This window comes from Domibacillus antri (assembly GCF_001936625.1).
GTDB classification, from domain to species: Bacteria; Bacillota; Bacilli; order Bacillales; family Domibacillaceae; genus Domibacillus; species Domibacillus antri.
In genome coordinates this window covers 111,486-131,746 of the sequence record NZ_MSDU01000014.1, presented here as the reverse complement: position 1 = coordinate 131,746, position 20,261 = coordinate 111,486, and the positions used below count along the sequence as shown (strand labels likewise).

General features: G+C 46.4%; 20 protein-coding genes. 18 read left to right on the top strand and 2 right to left on the bottom strand.

All coding sequences use genetic code 11. From position 1 onward, the window contains the following. Positions 1-39: 39 nt before the first annotated feature. Positions 40-1,743: an Rqc2 family fibronectin-binding protein gene (locus tag BTO30_RS07915; RefSeq protein ID WP_075398179.1), complete on the bottom strand. Its 1,704-nt coding sequence runs from the start codon at positions 1,741-1,743 to the stop codon at positions 40-42. Positions 1,744-1,910: 167 nt separating this feature from the next. Here BTO30_RS07915 and remA point away from each other — a divergent pair, with 167 nt between their 5' ends. The 15 genes from remA to spoVM all read left to right on the top strand — a co-directional run bounded on the left by remA (position 1,911) and on the right by spoVM (position 15,550). Further along, entirely contained in the window at positions 1,911-2,171 is a 261-nt protein-coding gene (remA, locus tag BTO30_RS07910; RefSeq protein WP_075398178.1) for an extracellular matrix/biofilm regulator RemA, read from the top strand. A gap of 5 nt (positions 2,172-2,176) precedes the next feature. Further along, entirely contained in the window at positions 2,177-2,794 is a 618-nt protein-coding gene (gene gmk / locus BTO30_RS07905; RefSeq protein ID WP_075398226.1) for a guanylate kinase, read from the top strand. Further along, positions 2,794-3,021 carry a DNA-directed RNA polymerase subunit omega gene (rpoZ, locus tag BTO30_RS07900; RefSeq protein ID WP_075398177.1) on the top strand — a complete coding sequence of 76 codons (228 nt, stop codon included), beginning with the start codon at positions 2,794-2,796 and terminating at the stop codon, positions 3,019-3,021. The genes gmk and rpoZ overlap by 1 nt, the downstream gene beginning before the upstream one ends. A gap of 93 nt (positions 3,022-3,114) precedes the next feature. Beyond that, on the top strand, positions 3,115-4,320 hold the full coding sequence (gene coaBC, locus BTO30_RS07895) for a bifunctional phosphopantothenoylcysteine decarboxylase/phosphopantothenate--cysteine ligase CoaBC (protein WP_075398176.1): 1,206 nt from the start codon (positions 3,115-3,117) through the stop codon (positions 4,318-4,320). Next, positions 4,317-6,713 (top strand): primosomal protein N', encoded by a 2,397-nt coding sequence (gene priA / locus BTO30_RS07890; protein WP_075398175.1) that lies wholly within the window; start codon positions 4,317-4,319, stop codon positions 6,711-6,713. The genes coaBC and priA overlap by 4 nt, the downstream gene beginning before the upstream one ends. A gap of 14 nt (positions 6,714-6,727) precedes the next feature. After that, positions 6,728-7,210 carry a peptide deformylase gene (gene def / locus BTO30_RS07885; protein ID WP_075398174.1) on the top strand — a complete coding sequence of 161 codons (483 nt, stop codon included), beginning with the start codon at positions 6,728-6,730 and terminating at the stop codon, positions 7,208-7,210. Continuing rightward, positions 7,210-8,151, top strand: coding sequence for a methionyl-tRNA formyltransferase (gene fmt, locus BTO30_RS07880; protein ID WP_075398173.1), 942 nt, complete (start codon positions 7,210-7,212; stop codon positions 8,149-8,151). The genes def and fmt overlap by 1 nt, the downstream gene beginning before the upstream one ends. 1 nt (position 8,152) lies before the next feature. Further along, positions 8,153-9,478, top strand: a complete 1,326-nt coding sequence (gene rsmB / locus BTO30_RS07875) for a 16S rRNA (cytosine(967)-C(5))-methyltransferase RsmB (protein ID WP_075398172.1) — start codon at positions 8,153-8,155, stop codon at positions 9,476-9,478. Then, positions 9,479-10,558 carry a dual-specificity RNA methyltransferase RlmN gene (gene rlmN, locus BTO30_RS07870; RefSeq protein ID WP_075398171.1) on the top strand — a complete coding sequence of 360 codons (1,080 nt, stop codon included), beginning with the start codon at positions 9,479-9,481 and terminating at the stop codon, positions 10,556-10,558. A 5-nt stretch (positions 10,559-10,563) separates the two neighbouring features. Next, complete coding sequence (locus tag BTO30_RS07865) at positions 10,564-11,316, top strand: Stp1/IreP family PP2C-type Ser/Thr phosphatase (RefSeq protein WP_075398170.1); 753 nt, start codon at positions 10,564-10,566, stop codon at positions 11,314-11,316. A 5-nt stretch (positions 11,317-11,321) separates the two neighbouring features. Continuing rightward, entirely contained in the window at positions 11,322-13,259 is a 1,938-nt protein-coding gene (pknB, locus tag BTO30_RS07860) for a Stk1 family PASTA domain-containing Ser/Thr kinase (RefSeq protein ID WP_075398225.1), read from the top strand. Between the two features lie 14 nt (positions 13,260-13,273). Then, complete coding sequence (gene rsgA / locus BTO30_RS07855; RefSeq protein ID WP_075398169.1) at positions 13,274-14,149, top strand: ribosome small subunit-dependent GTPase A; 876 nt, start codon at positions 13,274-13,276, stop codon at positions 14,147-14,149. A 2-nt stretch (positions 14,150-14,151) separates the two neighbouring features. Beyond that, positions 14,152-14,811 carry a ribulose-phosphate 3-epimerase gene (gene rpe, locus BTO30_RS07850; RefSeq protein WP_075398168.1) on the top strand — a complete coding sequence of 220 codons (660 nt, stop codon included), beginning with the start codon at positions 14,152-14,154 and terminating at the stop codon, positions 14,809-14,811. Continuing rightward, the gene (locus BTO30_RS07845; protein ID WP_075398167.1) at positions 14,808-15,470 is read left to right on the top strand and encodes a thiamine diphosphokinase; all 663 of its coding nucleotides are present in this window, start codon (positions 14,808-14,810) and stop codon (positions 15,468-15,470) included. The genes rpe and BTO30_RS07845 overlap by 4 nt, the downstream gene beginning before the upstream one ends. After that, a complete protein-coding gene (gene spoVM, locus BTO30_RS17980; RefSeq protein ID WP_034285583.1) occupies positions 15,467-15,550 on the top strand; it encodes a stage V sporulation protein SpoVM in 84 nt (27 codons plus the stop codon). The genes BTO30_RS07845 and spoVM overlap by 4 nt, the downstream gene beginning before the upstream one ends. Positions 15,551-15,598: 48 nt before the next feature. Here the strand turns inward: spoVM and rpmB are convergent, their stop codons facing one another. Then, positions 15,599-15,787 (bottom strand): 50S ribosomal protein L28, encoded by a 189-nt coding sequence (gene rpmB / locus BTO30_RS07835; RefSeq protein ID WP_018392308.1) that lies wholly within the window; start codon positions 15,785-15,787, stop codon positions 15,599-15,601. 226 nt (positions 15,788-16,013) lie between these two features. Here rpmB and BTO30_RS07830 point away from each other — a divergent pair, with 226 nt between their 5' ends. From BTO30_RS07830 to recG, 3 genes are read left to right on the top strand one after another with little or no spacing between them, the layout of a single operon-like run. Further along, complete coding sequence (locus BTO30_RS07830) at positions 16,014-16,376, top strand: Asp23/Gls24 family envelope stress response protein (protein ID WP_075398166.1); 363 nt, start codon at positions 16,014-16,016, stop codon at positions 16,374-16,376. Between the two features lie 17 nt (positions 16,377-16,393). Continuing rightward, positions 16,394-18,058: a DAK2 domain-containing protein gene (locus tag BTO30_RS07825; protein WP_075398165.1), complete on the top strand. Its 1,665-nt coding sequence runs from the start codon at positions 16,394-16,396 to the stop codon at positions 18,056-18,058. A 57-nt stretch (positions 18,059-18,115) separates the two neighbouring features. Then, the gene (gene recG / locus BTO30_RS07820; protein ID WP_245796375.1) at positions 18,116-20,176 is read left to right on the top strand and encodes an ATP-dependent DNA helicase RecG; all 2,061 of its coding nucleotides are present in this window, start codon (positions 18,116-18,118) and stop codon (positions 20,174-20,176) included. The last annotated feature ends 85 nt before the right edge of the window (positions 20,177-20,261 follow it).

Sequence of the window (20,261 nt, the reverse complement as noted above, 5' to 3'; positions counted from 1 at the left end):
AATGAGTTTTTGAGATATCCCTTTTCTTTTAGTAAGCTATTATTTCTTCATTTCCATCACTTTGCCTTCATCCGGTGTCACGTAAACGGTGTGCTGCTGGTCGTAGATCACAAAACCAGGCTTGGCGCCGGATGGTTTTTTTACGTGGCGCACTTTTGTATAATCCACCGGTACGGATGAGGACTCTTTTGCTTTACTATAGTAGGCGGCGATCATTGCGGCTTCTAATATCGTCTCGTCAGACGGTTCGTCCGAGCGGATGACAACGTGTGAGCCGGGGATGTCTTTCGTATGGAGCCAAATATCATCGCGGCGCGCAAATTTGTTTGTTAAGTAATCATTTTGACGGTTGTTTTTGCCGGCGTGAATAAGCGTGCCGTCAGAGGATACATACTCTTCAATGGACGGTTTTTCCATTTTCTTTTTCTTTTTCACATGTCGTGCTTTCACGTAGCCTTCGTCCGCCAGCTCTTCCCGGATTTCTTCAATATCGCGTGGAGAAGCCGATTCAAGCTGCTGCAGGAGTGCTTCAAAATAGCGGATTTCGTTTTTTGTTAGTTCAATCTGCTCTTGAACCACCAAAATCGCATTTTTTGCTTTTTGATAACGTGAAAAGTACTTTTGCGCATTGTCTGACGGGTTTTTTTGCGGATCAAGGGGAATCGTCACCATCGCGCCGTTTTCATCGTAATAATTTAATACCTCTATTTCCGTCATGCCTTTTTTCACCATGAACAAATTGGCTGTCAGCAATTCACCGAGCCGCTGATATTCACCGGCGTTTTCCGCTTCTTCAAGCGTCCGCTCCAGCTTCTTTATTTTCGACCAGTTTTTTTGCAGTTCGTTGCTGATTAAGCGTTCAAGATCGTTTGCCTGCTGACGGACACGGTCACGTTCTGCTTTGCCGAAATAATAACGGTCAAGAAGTGCAGATAACGTGTCAAAAGCCGTCCTGTCGCCTTGCAAATGAGGCAGGTCCACCATATAAAAATACGTTTTCGAGCCGTCGTCGATCATCACCGGATTATACGCAAGTTCGCGCAAAGGCTTCATCACTTCTACAAAAGCGGGCGGAATCGTTTCGCGGTTCGCAAGTCCGGCGCGGGCAACAACCTCATTACTGATGAGAGGAGACATTCCTTCAAAGGCGGCAACGAGCTGTTTGCCGATTTTTCCGGCGTTAAAATCAATGGACTGTGCAACCGACTGTATATCAGCTGTCAGCGGATTTTTTTTGTTTTGCGCAGGCGGGTCCACGTACAATGATCCCGGTAAAATCGTCCGGAAGCTGTTTAATACAGGTGGTACGTGCTTAATGCTGTCAATGATTGTCCCCTTTTCTTTATCAACAAGAATGATGTTGCTGTGGCGTCCCATAATTTCAACGTACAGCTGTTTATAGGAAATGTCGCCGATTTCATTTTTTCCTTTAAACTCCAATACAATGGTCCGATCAAGACCGTTCTGTTGAATGTTTTCTAAGATGGCGCCATCCAAATGTTTGCGCATCATCATACAAAACAGCGGCGGTTCAGACGGGTTGTCCTGTACCGTATCCGTCAGCTGGACACGTGCGTATGAAGGATGGGCGGATAAAAGAAGCTTATTGTTTTTCCCGCGCGCCCGAATGACCATCATTGCTTCATTTTTATACGGCTGGTAAATTTTATTGACCCTCCCGCCGGTGAGCGCTTCATTTAATTCTTCGACCATTGCCTTCGTGAATAATCCATCAAATGCCATACATCATACTCCCTTTTCTAACATACCTATTTATTTATCATATCACGATGAAGAAAGATTAGGTAAATTTGCGGTCCGCTTATTTTTTAAGCAATATTCGGAGAAAATATGATATAATGCTTTAAGTATGCAAGAACGGATTAGATTGACAAAGGGGATTTAAGACGATGCAGTTAATCAATATTGGTTTCGGAAGCGTCGTCTCGGCAGATCGGATTGTGGCGATTGTCAGCCCGGAGTCGGCACCGATCAAACGGCTTGTACAAGAGTCTCGTGAAAGTGGAAATCTCGTCGATGCGACGTTTGGCCGCCGGACGCGTGCGGTCATTATAACGGACAGCAGCTATATTATTTTGTCAGCCGTTCAACCGGAAACAGTGGCAAACCGAGCTGTTTTGAAAGATGAGGATGCAGAGGAAGGAATGTGAAAGACGTGAAGGAAAAAGGCTTGCTGATCGTATTGTCCGGACCATCAGGTGTTGGAAAAGGGACGGTGCGAAAAGCGATTTTCTCAAGGGAAGATGTAAAGTTCGAATATTCGATTTCGATGACTACACGCAAGCCTCGAGAAGGTGAAGTCGATGGAGTCGATTATTTTTTCAAATCCCGGGAAGAATTCGAACAGCTTATTGCCGACGGTAAATTGCTGGAATATGCTGAGTTTGTCGGCAATTATTACGGGACGCCGGTTGATTATGTGAGGGAGACGCTTGATGCCGGGACGGATATATTCCTTGAAATTGAAGTGGAAGGGGCCCGTCAGGTACGTGAGAAATTTCCGGAAGGCCTATTTATTTTTCTTGCACCGCCGAGTCTTTCCGAACTGCACAGCCGGATTATTGGCCGAGGCACGGAGACAGATGCTGTAATCCGCGGCCGCATGGAGCAGGCTAGAAAAGAAATCAAAATGATGGATTTATATGACTACGTTGTTGAAAACGACGAAGTCGAGCGTGCGTGCAGCCGCATCCAATCCATTGTTGAAGCGGAGCACTGCCGCCGTGAACGCGTGCAGCACCGTTACCAAATTATGCTGGAAGGTGAAAATTAATGTTATATCCATCAATTGATAATTTACTGACTAAAATCGATTCAAAATACTCGCTCGTCAGCGTTGCCGCAAAACGCGCGCGCTTTATGCAGGAAAACAGGGGATCAGAAGTATTACCTTCATACCAGTCTCATAAATTTGTCGGCAAAGCGCTGGAAGAAATTTATGCGGATGAGCTTGTGATGAAAAAGAAAGATTTAAATGAAACGTATTCAGATGAAGTGTAAATAAAGGATGAAGGTAAAAGGGCGGCTCACACCGGCCTTTTCTTTTTTTATGCTATCATATTGGTAAAGAACGATTGAACGGAGGATACATGGATGAATGGTAAACATATTTTGCTTTGCGTCAGCGGAGGAATTGCGGTTTATAAAGCGGCGGCGCTGACAAGCAAATTAAAACAGGCCGGTGCGGAAGTGAAAGTCGTGATGACCGAGTCGGCACAAAAATTTGTTACACCGGTTACATTTCAGGCTTTATCCAGCCAGCCTGTTTATACGGATACATTTGATGAGAAGGATCCGGCCAAAATTGCGCACATTGACATTGCGGACTGGGCGGATCTTGTCATTGCCGCTCCGGCAACAGCCAATTTGATCGCTAAAATGGCCAATGGTATCGCGGATGATATGGTGTCGACCGTTTTGCTTGCCGGTACAGCGCCAAAATGGATCGCGCCTGCGATGAATGTTCATATGTATGCCCATCCAGCCGTGCAAAAAAATATGGATACGCTGAAATCTTTTGGGTACCGTTTTATTGAACCGGGAGAAGGGTACCTTGCCTGCGGTTATACGGGAAAAGGACGTATGGAAGAGCCAGAAGTCATCGCCGCTCTTGCGGCAGATTATTTTATCCGGGAGAAACATAAACCGCTCGCAGGGAAAAAAGTGATTGTTACAGCCGGACCAACGCGTGAAGCGGTGGACCCGGTCCGTTTTTTTACAAACCGCTCAACCGGTAAAATGGGCTATGCCGTTGCGGAAGCAGCCCGTGATCTGGGGGCTGATGTGGAGCTTATTTCAGGTCCGGTGGCGATTGATCCGCCTTCTGGTGTAACCATTAAAAATGTGGAAAGTGCTGAGGACATGTTTGAAGCGGTGATGGCGTCCTACAGCGAAGCGGATATCATTGTGAAAACAGCCGCTGTCGCCGATTACCGGCCGAAACTCGTTCATGATCAGAAAATGAAAAAACAGGATAGCGGACTGTCTCTTGAACTTGAACGTACGCGAGATATTTTAAAAACACTGGGTGAGCGAAAAGAGCAACAGTTTTTAATTGGTTTTGCGGCGGAAACAAACAACCTGGAGATGTATGCGAAAAGAAAACTGGAGTCGAAAAATGCGGATATGATTGTCGCAAACAATGTGAAGCAGACCGGTGCTGGATTTGGCGGCGATACAAATATCATTACCATTTTCCACCGGGACGGCTCCCATAAAGAATTTAATAAGATGTCGAAAAAAGAAGCAGCATTTCACATTTTAACAGAAGCGATCGAGCGGATGGGTGAGGCAGAATGAAGACAGCTTCTGTCATTGTGGACGTAGCTGCCATGCAGACAGACCGCCCGTTTGACTATGAAATACCGGATCGCTGGCGGGAAGTCATTCAGCCGGGCATGCGCGTTATTGTGCCATTCGGTCCGCGTCACGTACAGGGGTTTGTGCTTGATGTAAAAGAAGAGACAGAAGGCCGCAAGCTGAAACCGATTATAGAGCCGATGGATATTGTGCCGGTGTTAAATGAGGAGCTTCTGTCACTGGCGGATTGGCTCACCATAGAATCACTTTGCTTTAAAATCTCCGCCTTGCAGGTCATGCTGCCGGCCGCGATGAAAGCAAAATATTCGAAAGTCATTCGAAAAACAGGAGAGCAGCCCATTCATCCGGAAATGGAGACGTTATTCAACAACCGGGAAGAAATTCCGTGGGAAGAAGCAGCGGATGCCGGTAAATTGGCGCATATACGCAAAGAAGTGAAAAATGGCTCACTGGAAGTCATTTATTCCGTCAAAAGCAAAGGCCGAAAAAAAACGGTCAGAATGGTCAAATGCACGCTGTCTGACACCGAGTTGTCCGAAACGGTAGAGATTATGGCGAAAAATGCCGTTAAACAAAAAGAGGCATTGCTTTTTTTTTCAGGGCGGACAAATCAATGGCTCACTTTAAAAGAAACAGGCATTTCATCTGCAACCGCAAAAGCATTAATTGAAAAAGGGTATTTGCAGGAAAAGCAGGAAGAAATGTACCGCGATCCGCATAGCGGGCAAGATTTCGAATCGGATACACCGCTCGTTTTAACAGAAAATCAAAAAGAAGCCATTACACCGATTCTCGATGCAATAAATGAAGGGACATCGGGGACGTTTTTGCTTCATGGGGTGACGGGAAGCGGCAAAACGGAAATTTATTTACAATCGATCAGCCGCGTGATTGAAAAAGGGCAGGAAGCGATTGTCCTTGTTCCGGAGATTTCCCTGACACCGCAAATGACTGAGCGGTTTAAACGGCGCTTTGGGAATGACGTTGCGGTTTTGCACAGCGGGCTTTCCATTGGTGAAAAGTACGACGAATGGCGGAAAATCAGCCGTAATGAAGTAAAAGTCGTCGTCGGCGCGCGGTCGGCTGTTTTCGCGCCGTTTCAAAACATTGGACTTATTATAATTGATGAAGAACATGAAACGAGCTATAAACAGGAAGAAAATCCGCGCTATCACGCACGCGACGTGGCGATTCAGCGGTCGGCGTTTTATAATTGCCCTGTTATATTGGGAAGTGCAACCCCTTCACTTGAAACGTATGCACGTGCGAAAAAGGGCGTTTACACATTGCTCTCGCTCGAAAGCCGTGTCAATGACCGGCCGCTTCCCGCAGTAGATATTGTCGATATGAGGGAAGAGCTCCGAGAAGGAAACAGGTCGATGTTTTCCCGGTCACTGTTTGATAAATTAAAAGACCGGCTTGAAAAAGGCGAGCAGACCGTTTTATTTTTAAATAAACGCGGATATTCTTCTTTTATTATTTGCCGCGACTGCGGATATGTGGCAGGATGTCCAAACTGCGATGTATCGATGACTTATCACCGCCATCGGCATCAGCTGAAATGTCATTATTGCGGCTATGAAGAACTGGCGCCGTCTGTATGTCCTGAATGCGGCAGCGAGCACATCCGCCATTTTGGCACCGGAACGCAAAAAGTGGAGGAAGAATTATTAAAACTGCTGCCGCAAGCGCGTATTATTCGAATGGATGTCGATACCACCGGAACGAAAGGCGCACATGAACGGCTTTTGCGTAAATTTGCCGATAAAGAAGCGGATATTTTACTCGGCACGCAAATGATTGCAAAAGGGCTCGATTTCCCTCATATTACGCTTGTCGGTGTGTTAAGTGCAGACACGATGCTTCATTTGCCGGATTTCCGCTCATCAGAGAAAACATTTCAACTATTGACGCAGGTGAGCGGACGCGCCGGGCGCCATACACTGCCGGGCGAAGTCGTCGTCCAGACGTACACGCCTGAACACTACAGCATTCAGCTGGCTGCTGAACAAAATTATGAATCGTTTTATCAGCAGGAAATGATGATGCGTAAAATGGGCGGCTATCCGCCGTTTTATTATTTAGCGCTCATTACAGTCAGTCATGAAGAAGCAGTTGAAGCGGCTTCTGCAGCGAATAAGATCGTCACGAAGATTACGCCTTCGTTGTCTCCCGCGGCTGTCATCCTTGGACCAGTCGCATCGCCCATTGCGCGGATCAACAATAGATATCGGTGGCAATGTTTGATAAAATACAAACGGGAACCAAACTTGACCGATGTATTAAAAGAAGTACTTGAACATTATTCAAAAAAGGGCAAATCAAACGGATTGATGGTGTCCATTGATATACATCCATACGTGTTAATGTAGAAAAGAGGAAGAAGATGACCGTATTAACGATTGTCGAACATCCGGCGGCGATTTTAGAAAAAAATTGCCGTCCGGTTACGCAGTTTGACAGCAAATTAAAGCGTCTTGTACGCGATATGCAGGAAACGATGATAAAAGCAGACGGCGTCGGACTAGCCGCGCCGCAGATCGGCCTGGACATCAGGCTTGCGATTGTAGACGTGGAGGATGAGCACGGATTGATCGTGCTCATTAATCCCGAGCTGGTGGAATCCTCAGGCAAACAAACGGATATTGAAGGGTGCTTAAGCTTTCCCGATTTATATGGAGAAGTAACGCGTCCGAATGTCATTCAAATAAAAGCGTTCAATGTAAAAGGACAGCCGTACACATTTCGGGCGGAAGGCTTTTTAGCGCGCGCGATCCTTCACGAAATGGATCACCTCGACGGCATTTTATTCACGTCGAAAGTAACGAAATACATTCCGGCAGAGGAATTGGAAAGGGTGGATTCGTAATGACAAAAATAGTATTTATGGGCACACCGGATTTTTCTGTTCCCGTTCTCGAGAGACTTATTGAAGACGGTTATGACATACTGGCGGTCGTCACACAGCCGGACCGTCCTGTCGGGCGAAAAAAAGTGATGACACCTCCGCCTGTCAAAGAGGCGGCATTAAAACACCAGCTGCCTGTTTTACAGCCGGAGAAGCTGTCTAAATCGGAAGAATTGAAGCAGATTTTGGCGCTGAATCCGGATCTTGTCGTTACCGCGGCATATGGACAGCTGCTGCCTAATGAACTGCTCGATGCACCGGTATATGGCTGTATCAATGTACATGCGTCTCTGCTTCCGGAATTACGAGGCGGCGCACCCATTCATTACGCTATTTTGCAGGGAAAAAAAGAAACGGGTATTACGATTATGTATATGGCGGAAAAATTGGATGCCGGTGATATTATCAGCCAGTCTGCCGTTACGATTGAAGAAACGGATGATACAGGGACCCTTCATGATAAATTAAGTAAAATCGGTGCCTCACTTTTATCCGAAACGATTCCAGCCATTTTATCAGGCCAATCGAGCCGTACTCCACAGGATGAATCGAAAGCAACATTTGCGCCGAACATACGCCGCTCAGATGAAAAAATCGACTGGAGCCGAGCCGGGGAAGAGCTGTATAATCAGGTGCGCGGCCTTCATCCGTGGCCAGTAGCCTATACAAAACTTGATGGGGCTGTCGTGAAAGTCTGGAAAGCCGAAAAAGTGAAAGGTGATGCCGGTAAACCGGGCACAATTACAGCGGTTGAACAGGACGGGATTATTGTGTCAACAGGTTCTGATACATCTTTGAAAATAAAAGAATTACAGCCGGCAGGCAAAAAACGCATGAGCGCACGCGATTATTTACGCGGCTCCGGTTCTGCACTTGCAGCCGGCATGAAGTTTGGAGAGTAAAATGGGAACAGCAAATGTGCGCGAAATAGCGCTTGACTTAATTGACACAGTGGAAAAAAGCGGCTCCTACAGCAACTTAATGTTAAACAATGCGATTGAAAAAAATGACATTTCCGGACGGGATGCCGCCTTGTTGACGGAAATCACTTATGGGACCATCCAAAGAAAATTAACACTTGATTTTTACCTCGCGCCTTTTTTGAAAAAAAAACCGGAAAGATGGGTTCATAACTTGCTCCGTTTATCACTTTATCAAATGGTCTATCTTGATAAAGTACCGGAGCGGGCCATTATACATGAAGCGGTCAACATCGCGAAGAAGCGCGGTCATAAAGGCATCGCCGGAATGGTCAACGGTGTTCTCCGCTCCATTCAGCGCGAGGGGGTGCCGGACACCAAATCGATCCATGATGAAGCGGAGCGTATTTCTGTTGAGACAAGTCATCCGCTTTGGCTTGTAAAACGATGGATAAGCGCATACGGTGCGGAAAAAACCGAAGCGATGTGCCGGCATAATTTGACCGCACCTGACCAGACAGTACGCGTTAATAAAATGAAAATGACACGTGATGAAGCGATTGAAAAACTGGAAGAAGAAGGATTTTATGCCATCCCTTCGGATGTCTCTCCATATGCGGTGCGGATCGCCAGAGGAAATGCCGCCAAATCTTCTCTTTATAAAGACGGTTCCATTTCGATTCAAGATGAAAGTTCGATGCTCGTCGCCCCTGTTCTTGAAGCCTCATCCGGACAGCGTATTCTCGATATGTGCGCCGCACCTGGCGGGAAAACCGCTCATATTGCGGAACTGATGAATGGAGAAGGGAGAATTGACGCCCTCGATATTCATGCTCATAAATTGAAGCTTGTGACGCAAAACGCCGAGCGTCTTTCGCTTTCAAACATTCTTGTTCAAAAGCAGGATGCACGCAAGGCCGGCGAGCTCTTTGAAAGTGAAACGTTTGATGCGATTCTTGTTGATGCGCCTTGCTCCGGGCTTGGAGTCATCCGGCGAAAACCAGATTTGAAGTATGCGAAAACAGAAAAGGATCTGGACAATCTGCAAGCGATTCAGCTGAATATTTTAGAGGCGGCTGTCCCGTTGTTAAAAGAAAACGGCGTTCTTGTCTACAGTACCTGTACGGTTGATAAGGCAGAAAATGAAGGGACGGCAGCGGCTTTTCTGAAGGCGCACCCTGAATTCCAGCCGGAGCCTCTTGAACATATCTCCATTCAGCCGCAATCGACAATGATTCAAGTATTTCCGGACGATTTCGGCGGAGATGGATTTTTTATCAGTAAATTTAGAAAGAAGGCACACTCATAAATGAACATAGCAGCAACCAAACAAAATGAAGCAAAGAAACCGTCGATTTATTCACTGGAACTTCACGAATTGAAAGACTGGCTCGCGGAAAATGGTGAAAAACCATTCCGCGCCGACCAAATATTTGACTGGCTGTATGTAAAACGGGCGAAATCCGTGGATGATATGACGAATTTGTCAAAAGGGCTGCGCGAAAAACTGGAAGAACATTTTTCATTCACCGTTTTGAAAACCGCCATTCAGCAAGAATCCGCAGATGGCACGATTAAATTCCTATTTGAACTGCACGACGGATATTCCATTGAAACGGTATTAATGCGGCATGATTACGGCAACTCGATCTGTGTTACCACGCAGGTCGGCTGCCGTATTGGCTGCACGTTTTGCGCCTCTACGCTTGGCGGCTTAAAACGGAACCTTGAAGCAGGTGAAATTGTCGCACAAGTTGTGAAAGTACAACAGGCGCTGGATGAAGTCGGTGAACGTGTCAGCTCGGTTGTCATTATGGGAATTGGCGAACCTTTCGATAACTACGATGAAATGATGTCATTTTTGCATATTATTAATCATGAAAAAGGGCTGAATATCGGGGCACGCCACATTACCGTCTCGACGAGCGGTATTATACCGAAAATTTATAAATTCGCGGATGAAAAAACGCAAATTAATTTTGCGGTGTCACTCCATGCGCCAAATGATGAACTGCGCTCGAAACTGATGCCGATTAATCGCGCCTATAAGCTGAAAGATCTAATGGAAGCGATCCGTTACTATACAGAAAAGACAGGACGCCGCATCAGCTTCGAATACGGATTGTTCGGCGGCGAAAACGATTCCGCTGCCCATGCGGAAGAACTGGCTGCTCTTATTAAAGGAATCAAGTGCCATGTAAACTTAATTCCGGTCAACTATGTACCGGAACGCGATTACGTCCGTACACCGCGCAATAAAATCTTTGAGTTTGAAAAAACATTGAAAAAAAATGGCGTAAATGTAACAATCCGCCGTGAACAGGGAACGGATATTGATGCGGCATGCGGACAGCTCCGTGCGAAAGAGCGTGCCGGCGAAACGAGGTGACCAATTTGAATGCTGTTTTTCAAACGGATAAAGGCCGAATCCGAGCTCATAATGAAGATAATGGCGGCGTGTTTCATCATGGCGGCCAACTTTGCTTAGCGATAGTGGCGGACGGAATGGGCGGCCATAATGCGGGGGATATCGCGAGCCGCATGACCATAGAGGCGATGGAGAAAGCATGGAATGAATCGGCAGCGGGTTTCTTATCCCCTGACGATGCTGTGGAGTGGCTGAAGGCGATTATATCCGAAATCAATCTCCATATTTTCACACATGCGAAAAAACATCCTGAATGCAGAGGAATGGGGACAACGCTTGTCGCTGCACTCTGTACGGAAAAATTTTGCACCATTGCGAGCATCGGCGACAGCCGGTGCTATTTGCAAAGTGAAAACGGGTTCACACAAGTGACAGACGATCATTCACTTGTAAATGAACTCGTAAAATCCGGTGAAATTACCCGTGAAGACGCAGAAAGCCATCCGAAAAAAAACGTCCTTACACGCGCGCTTGGGACGGAGGAAAAACTGACGGTGGATTACCGGACGATTATGTTTGAAGAAGGAGATTTTCTTCTTCTCTGCTCGGACGGTTTATCGAATAAAGTAACCGCCGATCAAATGAAAAACGTCCTGTTATCGGGAGACTCGCTGCCGCTTAAAGCGGATACACTTATTCAAATGGCCAATGAAAACGGAGGCGAAGACAACATCACTGTTGTGATCCTCGAGCATTGTGCCGGAAGTGAAAGCGGATGAGCAGTATGTTGATCGGCAGACGATTAAGCGGCCGCTATAAAATTGAACGGACGATTGGCGGCGGAGGGATGGCCAATGTGTATCTTGCCCGTGATATCATTTTAGACCGTGATGTGGCGATCAAAGTCCTGCGCTTTGATTTTGCGGGAGAAGATGAATTTTTGCGCCGGTTTCAGCGGGAAGCACAGGCGGCATCAAGCCTTGCTCATCCAAACATTGTCAGTATTTATGACGTCGGTGAAGAAGACGATGTGAATTTTATCGTAATGGAATATGTGGATGGCATGACGTTAAAGGAGTACATTCAGCATTACTCACCCGTTCCATATGAAAAAGTCATCGATATTATGAAACAGATGACCGCAGCAGTCGCATTTGCTCATCAGCACTCGATTATTCATCGGGATATAAAACCACACAATATGTTAATTGATCATGAAGGCACGGTCAAAATGACCGATTTTGGTATTGCGATGGCCATGAGTGCGACCTCGATTACACAAACGAACGCGGTTCTCGGTTCTGTTCATTATATTTCACCTGAACAGGCAAGAGGCGGAATGGCGACAAAAAAGTCGGACATTTATGCACTTGGTATTGTCATGTATGAGCTTTTAACAGGCAGACTGCCATTTTCAGGTGAGTCAGCCGTATCGATTGCCTTAAAGCATTTACAATCGGATACGCCATCTGTCAAGCAGCTGTATCCCGATGTGCCGCAAAGTGTGGAAAACATTGTCCTGCATGCGACTGCAAAAGATCCGTTTCACCGATATGCAAGCGCGGAAGCGATGGAAGCCGATCTTTCGACAGCACTGGAAGACTATCGTATACACGAAGCAAAGTTTACGATACCGGTTGAAGATGACGAAGCAACGAAAGCGATTCCTACTATCGCGTCAAAGCCGGGCGAACGGCTTAATGAGCAGCCTGAGCCTGAACAAAAAACGGAACAAGTGAAAAAAGAGAAAAAGCGTAAGAAGTGGCCGTGGTTCATTGCTGTCATTATTACCATCGCGATTGCGTTTGTATTGATCTGGCCTATCGTAACGGCACCGAAAGATATTGTCGTGCCGGATACAACAGGGGATGGCCTTGAAGCCGCTGCTTCCAAACTTGTCATAGCAGGATTTGTCGTCAGGGAATCACATGAAGAATTCAGCGGGGACATCCCGGAAGGAAAAGTTATTCGGACCAATCCGGAAGCTGGTGAAACGGTGAAAGAAGGCAGTGAAATAGACTTGTACGTATCGGCAGGCAAAGAAAAGACCAATATGAAGGATTACACCGGCAAAACGTTGGAAGAAACGCGTGAGCTGCTTGAAGAAGCCGGATTTCGCCATGTGAATGTGGAAATGGTTCATGATGACAGTGAATCGGGTACTGTTCTGGAACAAAAGCCGGAAGCTGGTGAACAGGTTCTTCCGGAAGAAGTGAATGTCGATTTAACGGTCAGTGCCGGACTTGCCAACGTCATTCTAATTGATTTGACGGACTACAACAAAAAAAGTCTTGAAGACTATGCGGATTCAGCCGGCATTTCGATTAAGGTTGCCGGAGAAGAATATTCAGATACCGTTGATGCCGGACAAGTTTTGAGACAAACACCTCAGGCTGGAAGTGAAGTTGCTCCCGGCAGCACGATTGAGGTCATCTTGTCAAAAGGACCGGAAGAGATTCCGCCGGAAACCGTTGTAAAGAACATTGTCATTCCGTATGAGCCGGAAATGGAAGGCGAACCGCAGGAAGTGCAGATTTACATTGAGGATATGGATCACAGCATGACCGAACCATATGAAAAGTTTTTAATTACAGAAGATACAGCGCGCACGCTTGAATTTATGATTGAAGAAGGATCGAAAGCCGGATTTAAAGTCATTCGTGATCAAACCGTGATTATGGATGAAGCGATTCCGTTTCCGGAAAACGATGAAAATGAATAAGGGGGACCCCTTACATGCCAACGGGCAAAATTATTAAAGCATTAAGCGGCTTTTACTATGTCCTTGATGGAAAAGAAACCATTCAGTGCCGGGGGCGCGGCGTATTCCGGAAACGGAATATTACCCCGCTCGTCGGTGATTATGTGGAATATGAAGCTGAAAACGATAAAGAAGGGTATATTTTATCGATTGATGAAAGAAAGAACGATCTCATCCGCCCGCCTGTGGCGAATATTGATCAGGCAGTTCTCGTCTTTTCAGCGGCGGAACCCGCATTTAGCACAACGCTCCTCGACCGGTTTCTTGTGCTTATTGAATCAAAAAATATTGAACCGGTTATTTGCCTGACAAAAATGGACTTATTAAACGGCTCAGAGGAACTGGCGCAGTACGTGTCGGATTATCGGAATATTGGGTATACGGTAATTGAAACATCATCTGAAACATTTAATGGTCTGGAAGCACTTGCGCAGCATTTAAATGAAAAAACCTCTGTCTTTGCCGGGCAGTCGGGTGTTGGTAAATCGTCATTACTAAATGCAATTCGTCCTGACCTGGCATTAAAAACAAATGAAATATCCAATTCGCTCGGACGGGGCAAGCATACAACGCGCCATGTCGAACTGATCCCGGCGGCTGGCGGTCTCGTGGCGGATACACCTGGATTCAGTTCCCTCGATTTTGACGGAATTGAAATTGAAGAATTGTCATCGTGCTTTCCGGAAATGGCAGCACGCAGCTCCTCCTGTAAATTTAGAGGCTGTATTCATTTAAATGAACCGAAATGTGCGGTGAAAAAAGCAGTGGAAGAGGGAGAGATTCCTTCATACCGCTATGAACACTATTTGCAGTTTATAGAAGAAATTAAAGAGAGAAAGCCGAGGTATTAGCGATGATAAAAATTGCCCCTTCGATTTTATCGGCCGATTTTGCACGGCTTGGAGAAGAAGTAAAAGATGTGGAAAGAGGAGGTGCGGATTACATTCATGTTGACGTGATGGACGGCCATTTCGTTCCCAATATTACCATTGGACCGCTGATAGTGGAAGCAATCCGTCCGGTTACAAAGCTGCCGCTTGACGTTCATTTAATGATCAGCCATCCGGATGACTATATTGAGTCATTTGCCAAAGCAGGGGCGGATATTATTACGGTTCATGCGGAAGCCTGTCCACATTTGCACCGGACGATTCAGCTTATCCGATCCTTCGGTGTGAAAGCAGGTGTTGTTTTAAACCCATCGACGCCGGAAAATGTACTCGAATACGTCTTAAAAGATATTGATATGGTACTTCTTATGACCGTCAACCCCGGCTTTGGCGGGCAGTCATTTATCCATTCAGTCGTGCCGAAAATCCGCCGCGTCCGACAAATGATTATAGACGCTGGAGTCGATGTCGATATTGAAATTGACGGCGGAGTGAACCCGGAAACAGCAAAAATTTGTGCAAAAGCCGGTGCAAATGTCCTGGTGGCCGGCTCTGCTATATACAATAAAGAAGACAGGGGAGCGGCGATTAAAGAAATTCGCGGCGCTGCCGAAAACGCGTGATCATCCGTATTGTTGCCGGCGGTCCTGAACACGAACTGCCGGATCTACATCTAAACAATCCTCATGAGTCGGAGTGGATCGGCGTAGACCGGGGGGCACTGTATTTACTTGACAGAGGGATTACCCCGTCAAAAGCATTCGGTGATTTTGACTCAGTGTCTTTATCAGAATGGCAGAAAATTTCAGATACCGTACCAGACTATGTGCAGTTTCCTGCCGAGAAAGATGAAACAGATTTGGAAATTGCTCTTACATATGCCATTAGTCAAAATCCGGACGCCATTTATTTATATGGCGTAACAGGAGGGCGTCTTGATCATTTTTTTGGTGCGGTTACGCTGCTGATGAAAGAGGAATTGATAAACGGGGGGCCGGCTGTCACGATCATAGACCGCCAGAATGCGATCCAGGTGTTTGCGCCGGGACGGATAAAAGTGGAAGCCGACGAGAACATGCAATATTATTCTTTTTTTTCTATGAGTGAAGAGGTGGCAGGGCTGACACTCGAAGGATTTAAATATCCGCTGGTGGATCATTTGCTGAAAAGCGGCTCGTCCAGATGTGTCAGTAATGAATTAATGGATAAAAAAGGGGTCTTTTCATTTCGCTCCGGCATATTAATGGTAGTAAGAAGTAGTGACGGGGGGAAAAGCCGTTGAAATTTTATACATTAAAGCTGCCGAAATTTGTGGGTGGAATGATCAGAATGGTCTTGTCTGCAGGAAAAAAGAACAAATAAAAAATCACCTGTGCCGCATCGGTACAGGTGATTTTTTACTATAAAAGATTAAACGCGTTCCACTTTTCCGGATTTAAGCGCACGTGCGGAAACCCATACACGTTTCGGTTTACCGTCTACGAGGATGCGAACTTTTTGCAGGTTAGCGCCCCATGTACGTTTACTTGAGTTCATGGCGTGTGAACGATTGTTTCCAGTACGTGCTTTACGGCCAGAGATAACACATTGTTTTGGCATTTTATTCACTCCTTACTGTTCAGGATTAACATCGTCTATTTTCATATGTGCAAGACACTTAAATAATTTATCATAATCAGATAACGAATGCAACTACTTACATAAAGTCTTTCAAGAAAAAAACCTTGACAGTGATTTGAGCGGCGGCCATTCATAGAGTGAGTTGTGATTATATATATAAATATAGTAAAATGACAATAGTTCGATTCGCAAGGGAGGATTTTTTGTGACGATTGAATTAAAAACAGAGCTTGGTCAAATTGATATTTCAAACGAAGTCATTGCGATGATTGCCGGCGGCGCTGCTGTGGATTGCTACGGTATTGTCGGCATGGCGTCCAAAAAGCAGCTGAAAGACGGAATTGCTGAAATATTACGCCGTGAAAATTTTACACGCGGTGTTGTGGTCCGCCAGGAAGAAGACCGCGTTTTCATCGATATGTATATCATTGTGAGCTATGGCACGAAAATTTCGGAAGTGGCGAGCAACGTACAGTCAAAAGTAAAATATACGCTTAATAAAACGGTCGGCCTTTCGGTTGATTCAGTTAATATTTTTGTACAGGGTGTACGGGTGACGAACCCGTAGTGTGAGGAGGAAATTTTGTGGTGATTACTTTATTGGACGGGCTGCGTTTTGCCAAGATGGTACAGGCGGGCGCACAGCATTTATCAGCAAATGCAGCAATGGTTGATGCGCTGAACGTTTTCCCGGTTCCGGACGGAGATACAGGAACAAATATGAATTTATCGATGACGTCCGGCGCAAAGGAAACAGAGCAAAGCAAACAGCCGCATGTCGGCAAAACAGCGGAAGCGTTCTCGAAAGGGCTGTTAATGGGCGCGCGCGGGAATTCAGGTGTAATCCTTTCCCAATTGTTCCGCGGTTTTTCAAAAGCTATCGCCGGCAAACAAGAAGTGACGGCGTTTGAACTGGCAGCCGCTTTTGAAGCTGGTGTGCAAACAGCCTATAAAGCCGTGATGAAACCGGTTGAAGGAACGATTTTAACGGTTGCTAAAGATGCGGCGAAAAAAGCAGTTTCGAAAGCGAAGTCAGAAACAAATGTCATTGCGGTCATCGAGGCCCTTGTGGAAGAAGGACAGGCTTCATTAAACCGGACGCCCGAGCTTTTACCCGTTTTAAAAGAAGTCGGTGTCGTCGATAGCGGCGGGCAGGGACTTCTCCTTGTGTATGAAGGTTTCCTGGCCGAGTTAAAAGGGGAAGCCCTGCCGGCCGCGCTGGCCGCGCGTCAGGATATGACGGACCTTGTCAGCGCCGAGCATCATAAAAGCGTTCAAAGCTTTATGAATACAGAAGATATCGAGTTCGGATACTGCACAGAATTCATGGTGAAGTTTGAAGCTGATAAATTGTCCAAAAATCCATTTTCAGAAGATACATTCCGTGAAGAATTAAGCGGATTCGGAGATTCACTGCTTGTCATTTCCGATGATGAGATCGCGAAAGTACATATTCATGCGGAGCATCCGGGTGACGTGCTGACGTGCGGCCAAAAATATGGCAGCCTCATCAATATCAAAGTTGAAAACATGCGTGAGCAGCACACTGCGATTACAGGCGGTAATCCTAATGCAGAAAAACCGGCAGATAAAGCGCGCTATGGTGTTGTAGCGGTGGCGATGGGTGCAGGTGTTGCAGACCTCTTTAAAAGCATCGGAGCCTCATTTGTAATTGAAGGCGGGCAGACGATGAATCCGTCAACAGAAGATATTGTGAAAGCCATTCACGATTCTCACGCAGAACACGTTATCGTTTTGCCGAATAATAAAAATATTATTATGGCGGCGGAACAGGCGGCGGAAGTGTCTGAGGCAAGCGTGACCGTCATACCGACCAAAACCGTTCCGCAAGGTCTTGCTGCCCTGATCGCTTTTAATCCGGATGGAGATGAAGAGGCGAATAAAAAGGCGATGACAACGGCTTCCGCTCACGTAAAGACAGGTCAAATCACACATGCCGTCCGCGATACAAGCATCGATGGCATTGAGATTAAAAAAGATGACTTTATGGGGCTGGCTGAAGGAAAAATTGTGGTGACAAACGACGATAAAATGACCGCAGTTACAGCGCTTCTGGATAAACTGATTGATGAGGAAACAGAAATCGTCACCGTTATTTACGGCCAGGATGCTGCAGAGGCAGAAGTCGAACAGATTGTATCGTATGTGGAAGAGAAATTCCCGGATACAGAAGCGGAAGTTCATAATGGACAGCAGCCGCTTTATCCGTTTATTTTCTCTATTGAATAAAAAAGGAGAGGGAGTGATCTCTCTCTTTTTTCACTTTTTTTGAAAGGAAGAACAAACGTGAGTCAAATAGAGGAGTCTCCACTCCAATCACCGATCAGCGTTTTAAAAGGTGCCGGAAAAGAAGCTGAAACGTCACTGGCCGGCATCGGCGTATTCACAGTCAGCGATTTAATGGAATTTGTACCGGCGCGTTATGAAGATCGGCGGCTGAAAAGTCCGGAAGATGCTGCCCATGATGAAAAAGTCACGATCGAAGGGACCATTCAAACGGAACCATCTGTTATGTATTACGGTAAAAAAAAGTCGCGTCTCACGTTTAAGCTCCTGTCCGGACCGCATTTAATTCAGGTGACTTTTTTCAATCAGCCTTATTTAAAGAAAAAAGCAGCGGTTGGCGATACGGTGACGGTGACCGGCAAGTGGGACAGGCACCGGCTGGCGGTATCGGGACAGCTGCTTGAAGCTGGACCTTATCGGCGCGGGGCTGATTTTGAAGCGGTGTACTTGCTGCGAAATGCGATTCCGTTGAAACAATTCCGCAAGCTCGTGCAGCAGGCCATTGATCTGTATGGCTCTCTTATTGAAGAAACACTGCCGGAGAGTCTGATGCGGCAATACCGGCTGATGCCGAGAAAAGACGCCATTAGAGCCCTTCATTTTCCGGAATCACAAGAGGAGATGAAACAGGCACGGCGCCGGTTTGTCTATGAAGAATTTTTTTATTTTCAGCTGAAAATGCAGGCGCTCCGAAAAACAATCCGCGAGCAGTCCGGCGGTATTTCACAAAAATACGATCTGGCGAAATTAAAAGCACTGATCGATTCATTGCCTTTCGAACTGACGAAGGCGCAAAAAAAAGCGGTGAATGACATTTGTGCCGATATGAAATCACCATACCGGATGAACCGGCTGCTGCAGGGAGATGTAGGCAGCGGCAAAACAGCTGTCGCGACATTGGCGCTTTACGCATCGGTTACAGCCGGATTTCAAGGCGCGCTGATGGTGCCGACGGAGATTTTGGCCGAGCAGCATGCAAAATCCCTTCACGACATGCTTGAACCGTTTGGGATTAATACAGCTCTTTTAACTGGCACAGTAAAGGGAAAAAAAAGGCGGGCACTGCTCGAAGCGCTGGAACGGGGAGATATTGATATTTTAATTGGGACGCACGCGCTTATTCAAGAGGATGTGGTGTTTCATAAGCTCGGACTTGTGATTACGGATGAACAGCATCGCTTCGGTGTCAATCAGCGCCGTGTGTTACGGACAAAAGGAGAGAACCCGGATGTGCTGTTTATGACGGCGACACCGATCCCGCGGACACTTGCCATTACCGTGTTCGGTGAAATGGACGTTTCGATCATTAACGAAATGCCGGCCGGGCGAAAAGCCATTGAAACGTATTGGGCGAAAGAAGAAATGCTCGGCCGGGTGCTCGATTTTACTGAAAAAGAGCTTCAAAAAGGAAGACAGGCCTACGTGATCTGCCCGCTTATTGAAGAATCGGAAAAACTTGACTTTCAAAATGCGCTTGATGTTCATGCACAGCTGAGCAGCCATTTTCATGGGAAATTTACGGTTGGTTTAATGCATGGCCGCTTGTCCGGTGATGAGAAAGAGGCCGTCATGAAATCATTCAGTGCAAATGAAATAAACATTCTTGTGTCAACGACCGTTGTTGAAGTCGGTGTGAACGTACCAAACGCGACGGTGATGATTATATACGATGCTGAACGGTTTGGATTGTCGCAGCTTCACCAGCTGCGCGGACGGGTTGGCCGTGGATCGGAGCAGTCCTACTGCATGCTTATTGCCGATCCGAAATCGGAAACCGGGAAAGAGCGGATGATGGCGATGACCGAAACGAATGACGGGTTTGTCCTTAGTGAAAAGGATCTGGAGCTGCGCGGACCTGGTGATTTCTTTGGACGCAAGCAAAGCGGTCTTCCTGAATTTAAGATGGCGGATATGGTGCACGACTATCGTGCTCTTGAAACCGCACGGGAGGATGCGAAGACACTGATCGATTCCCCTGCGTTTTGGCATGATCCTGAATACCGTCATTTACGGGCTGTTTTAACTGACTCCGGTGTGCTTGACGGTGAAAAGCTCGATTAGGAATGCAAGATTTTCCTTGCATTCTTTTTTTTTTGTCTCTATACTGATTTTAGTACCTAGTCCTAATATCGGATGGTGGCAAACA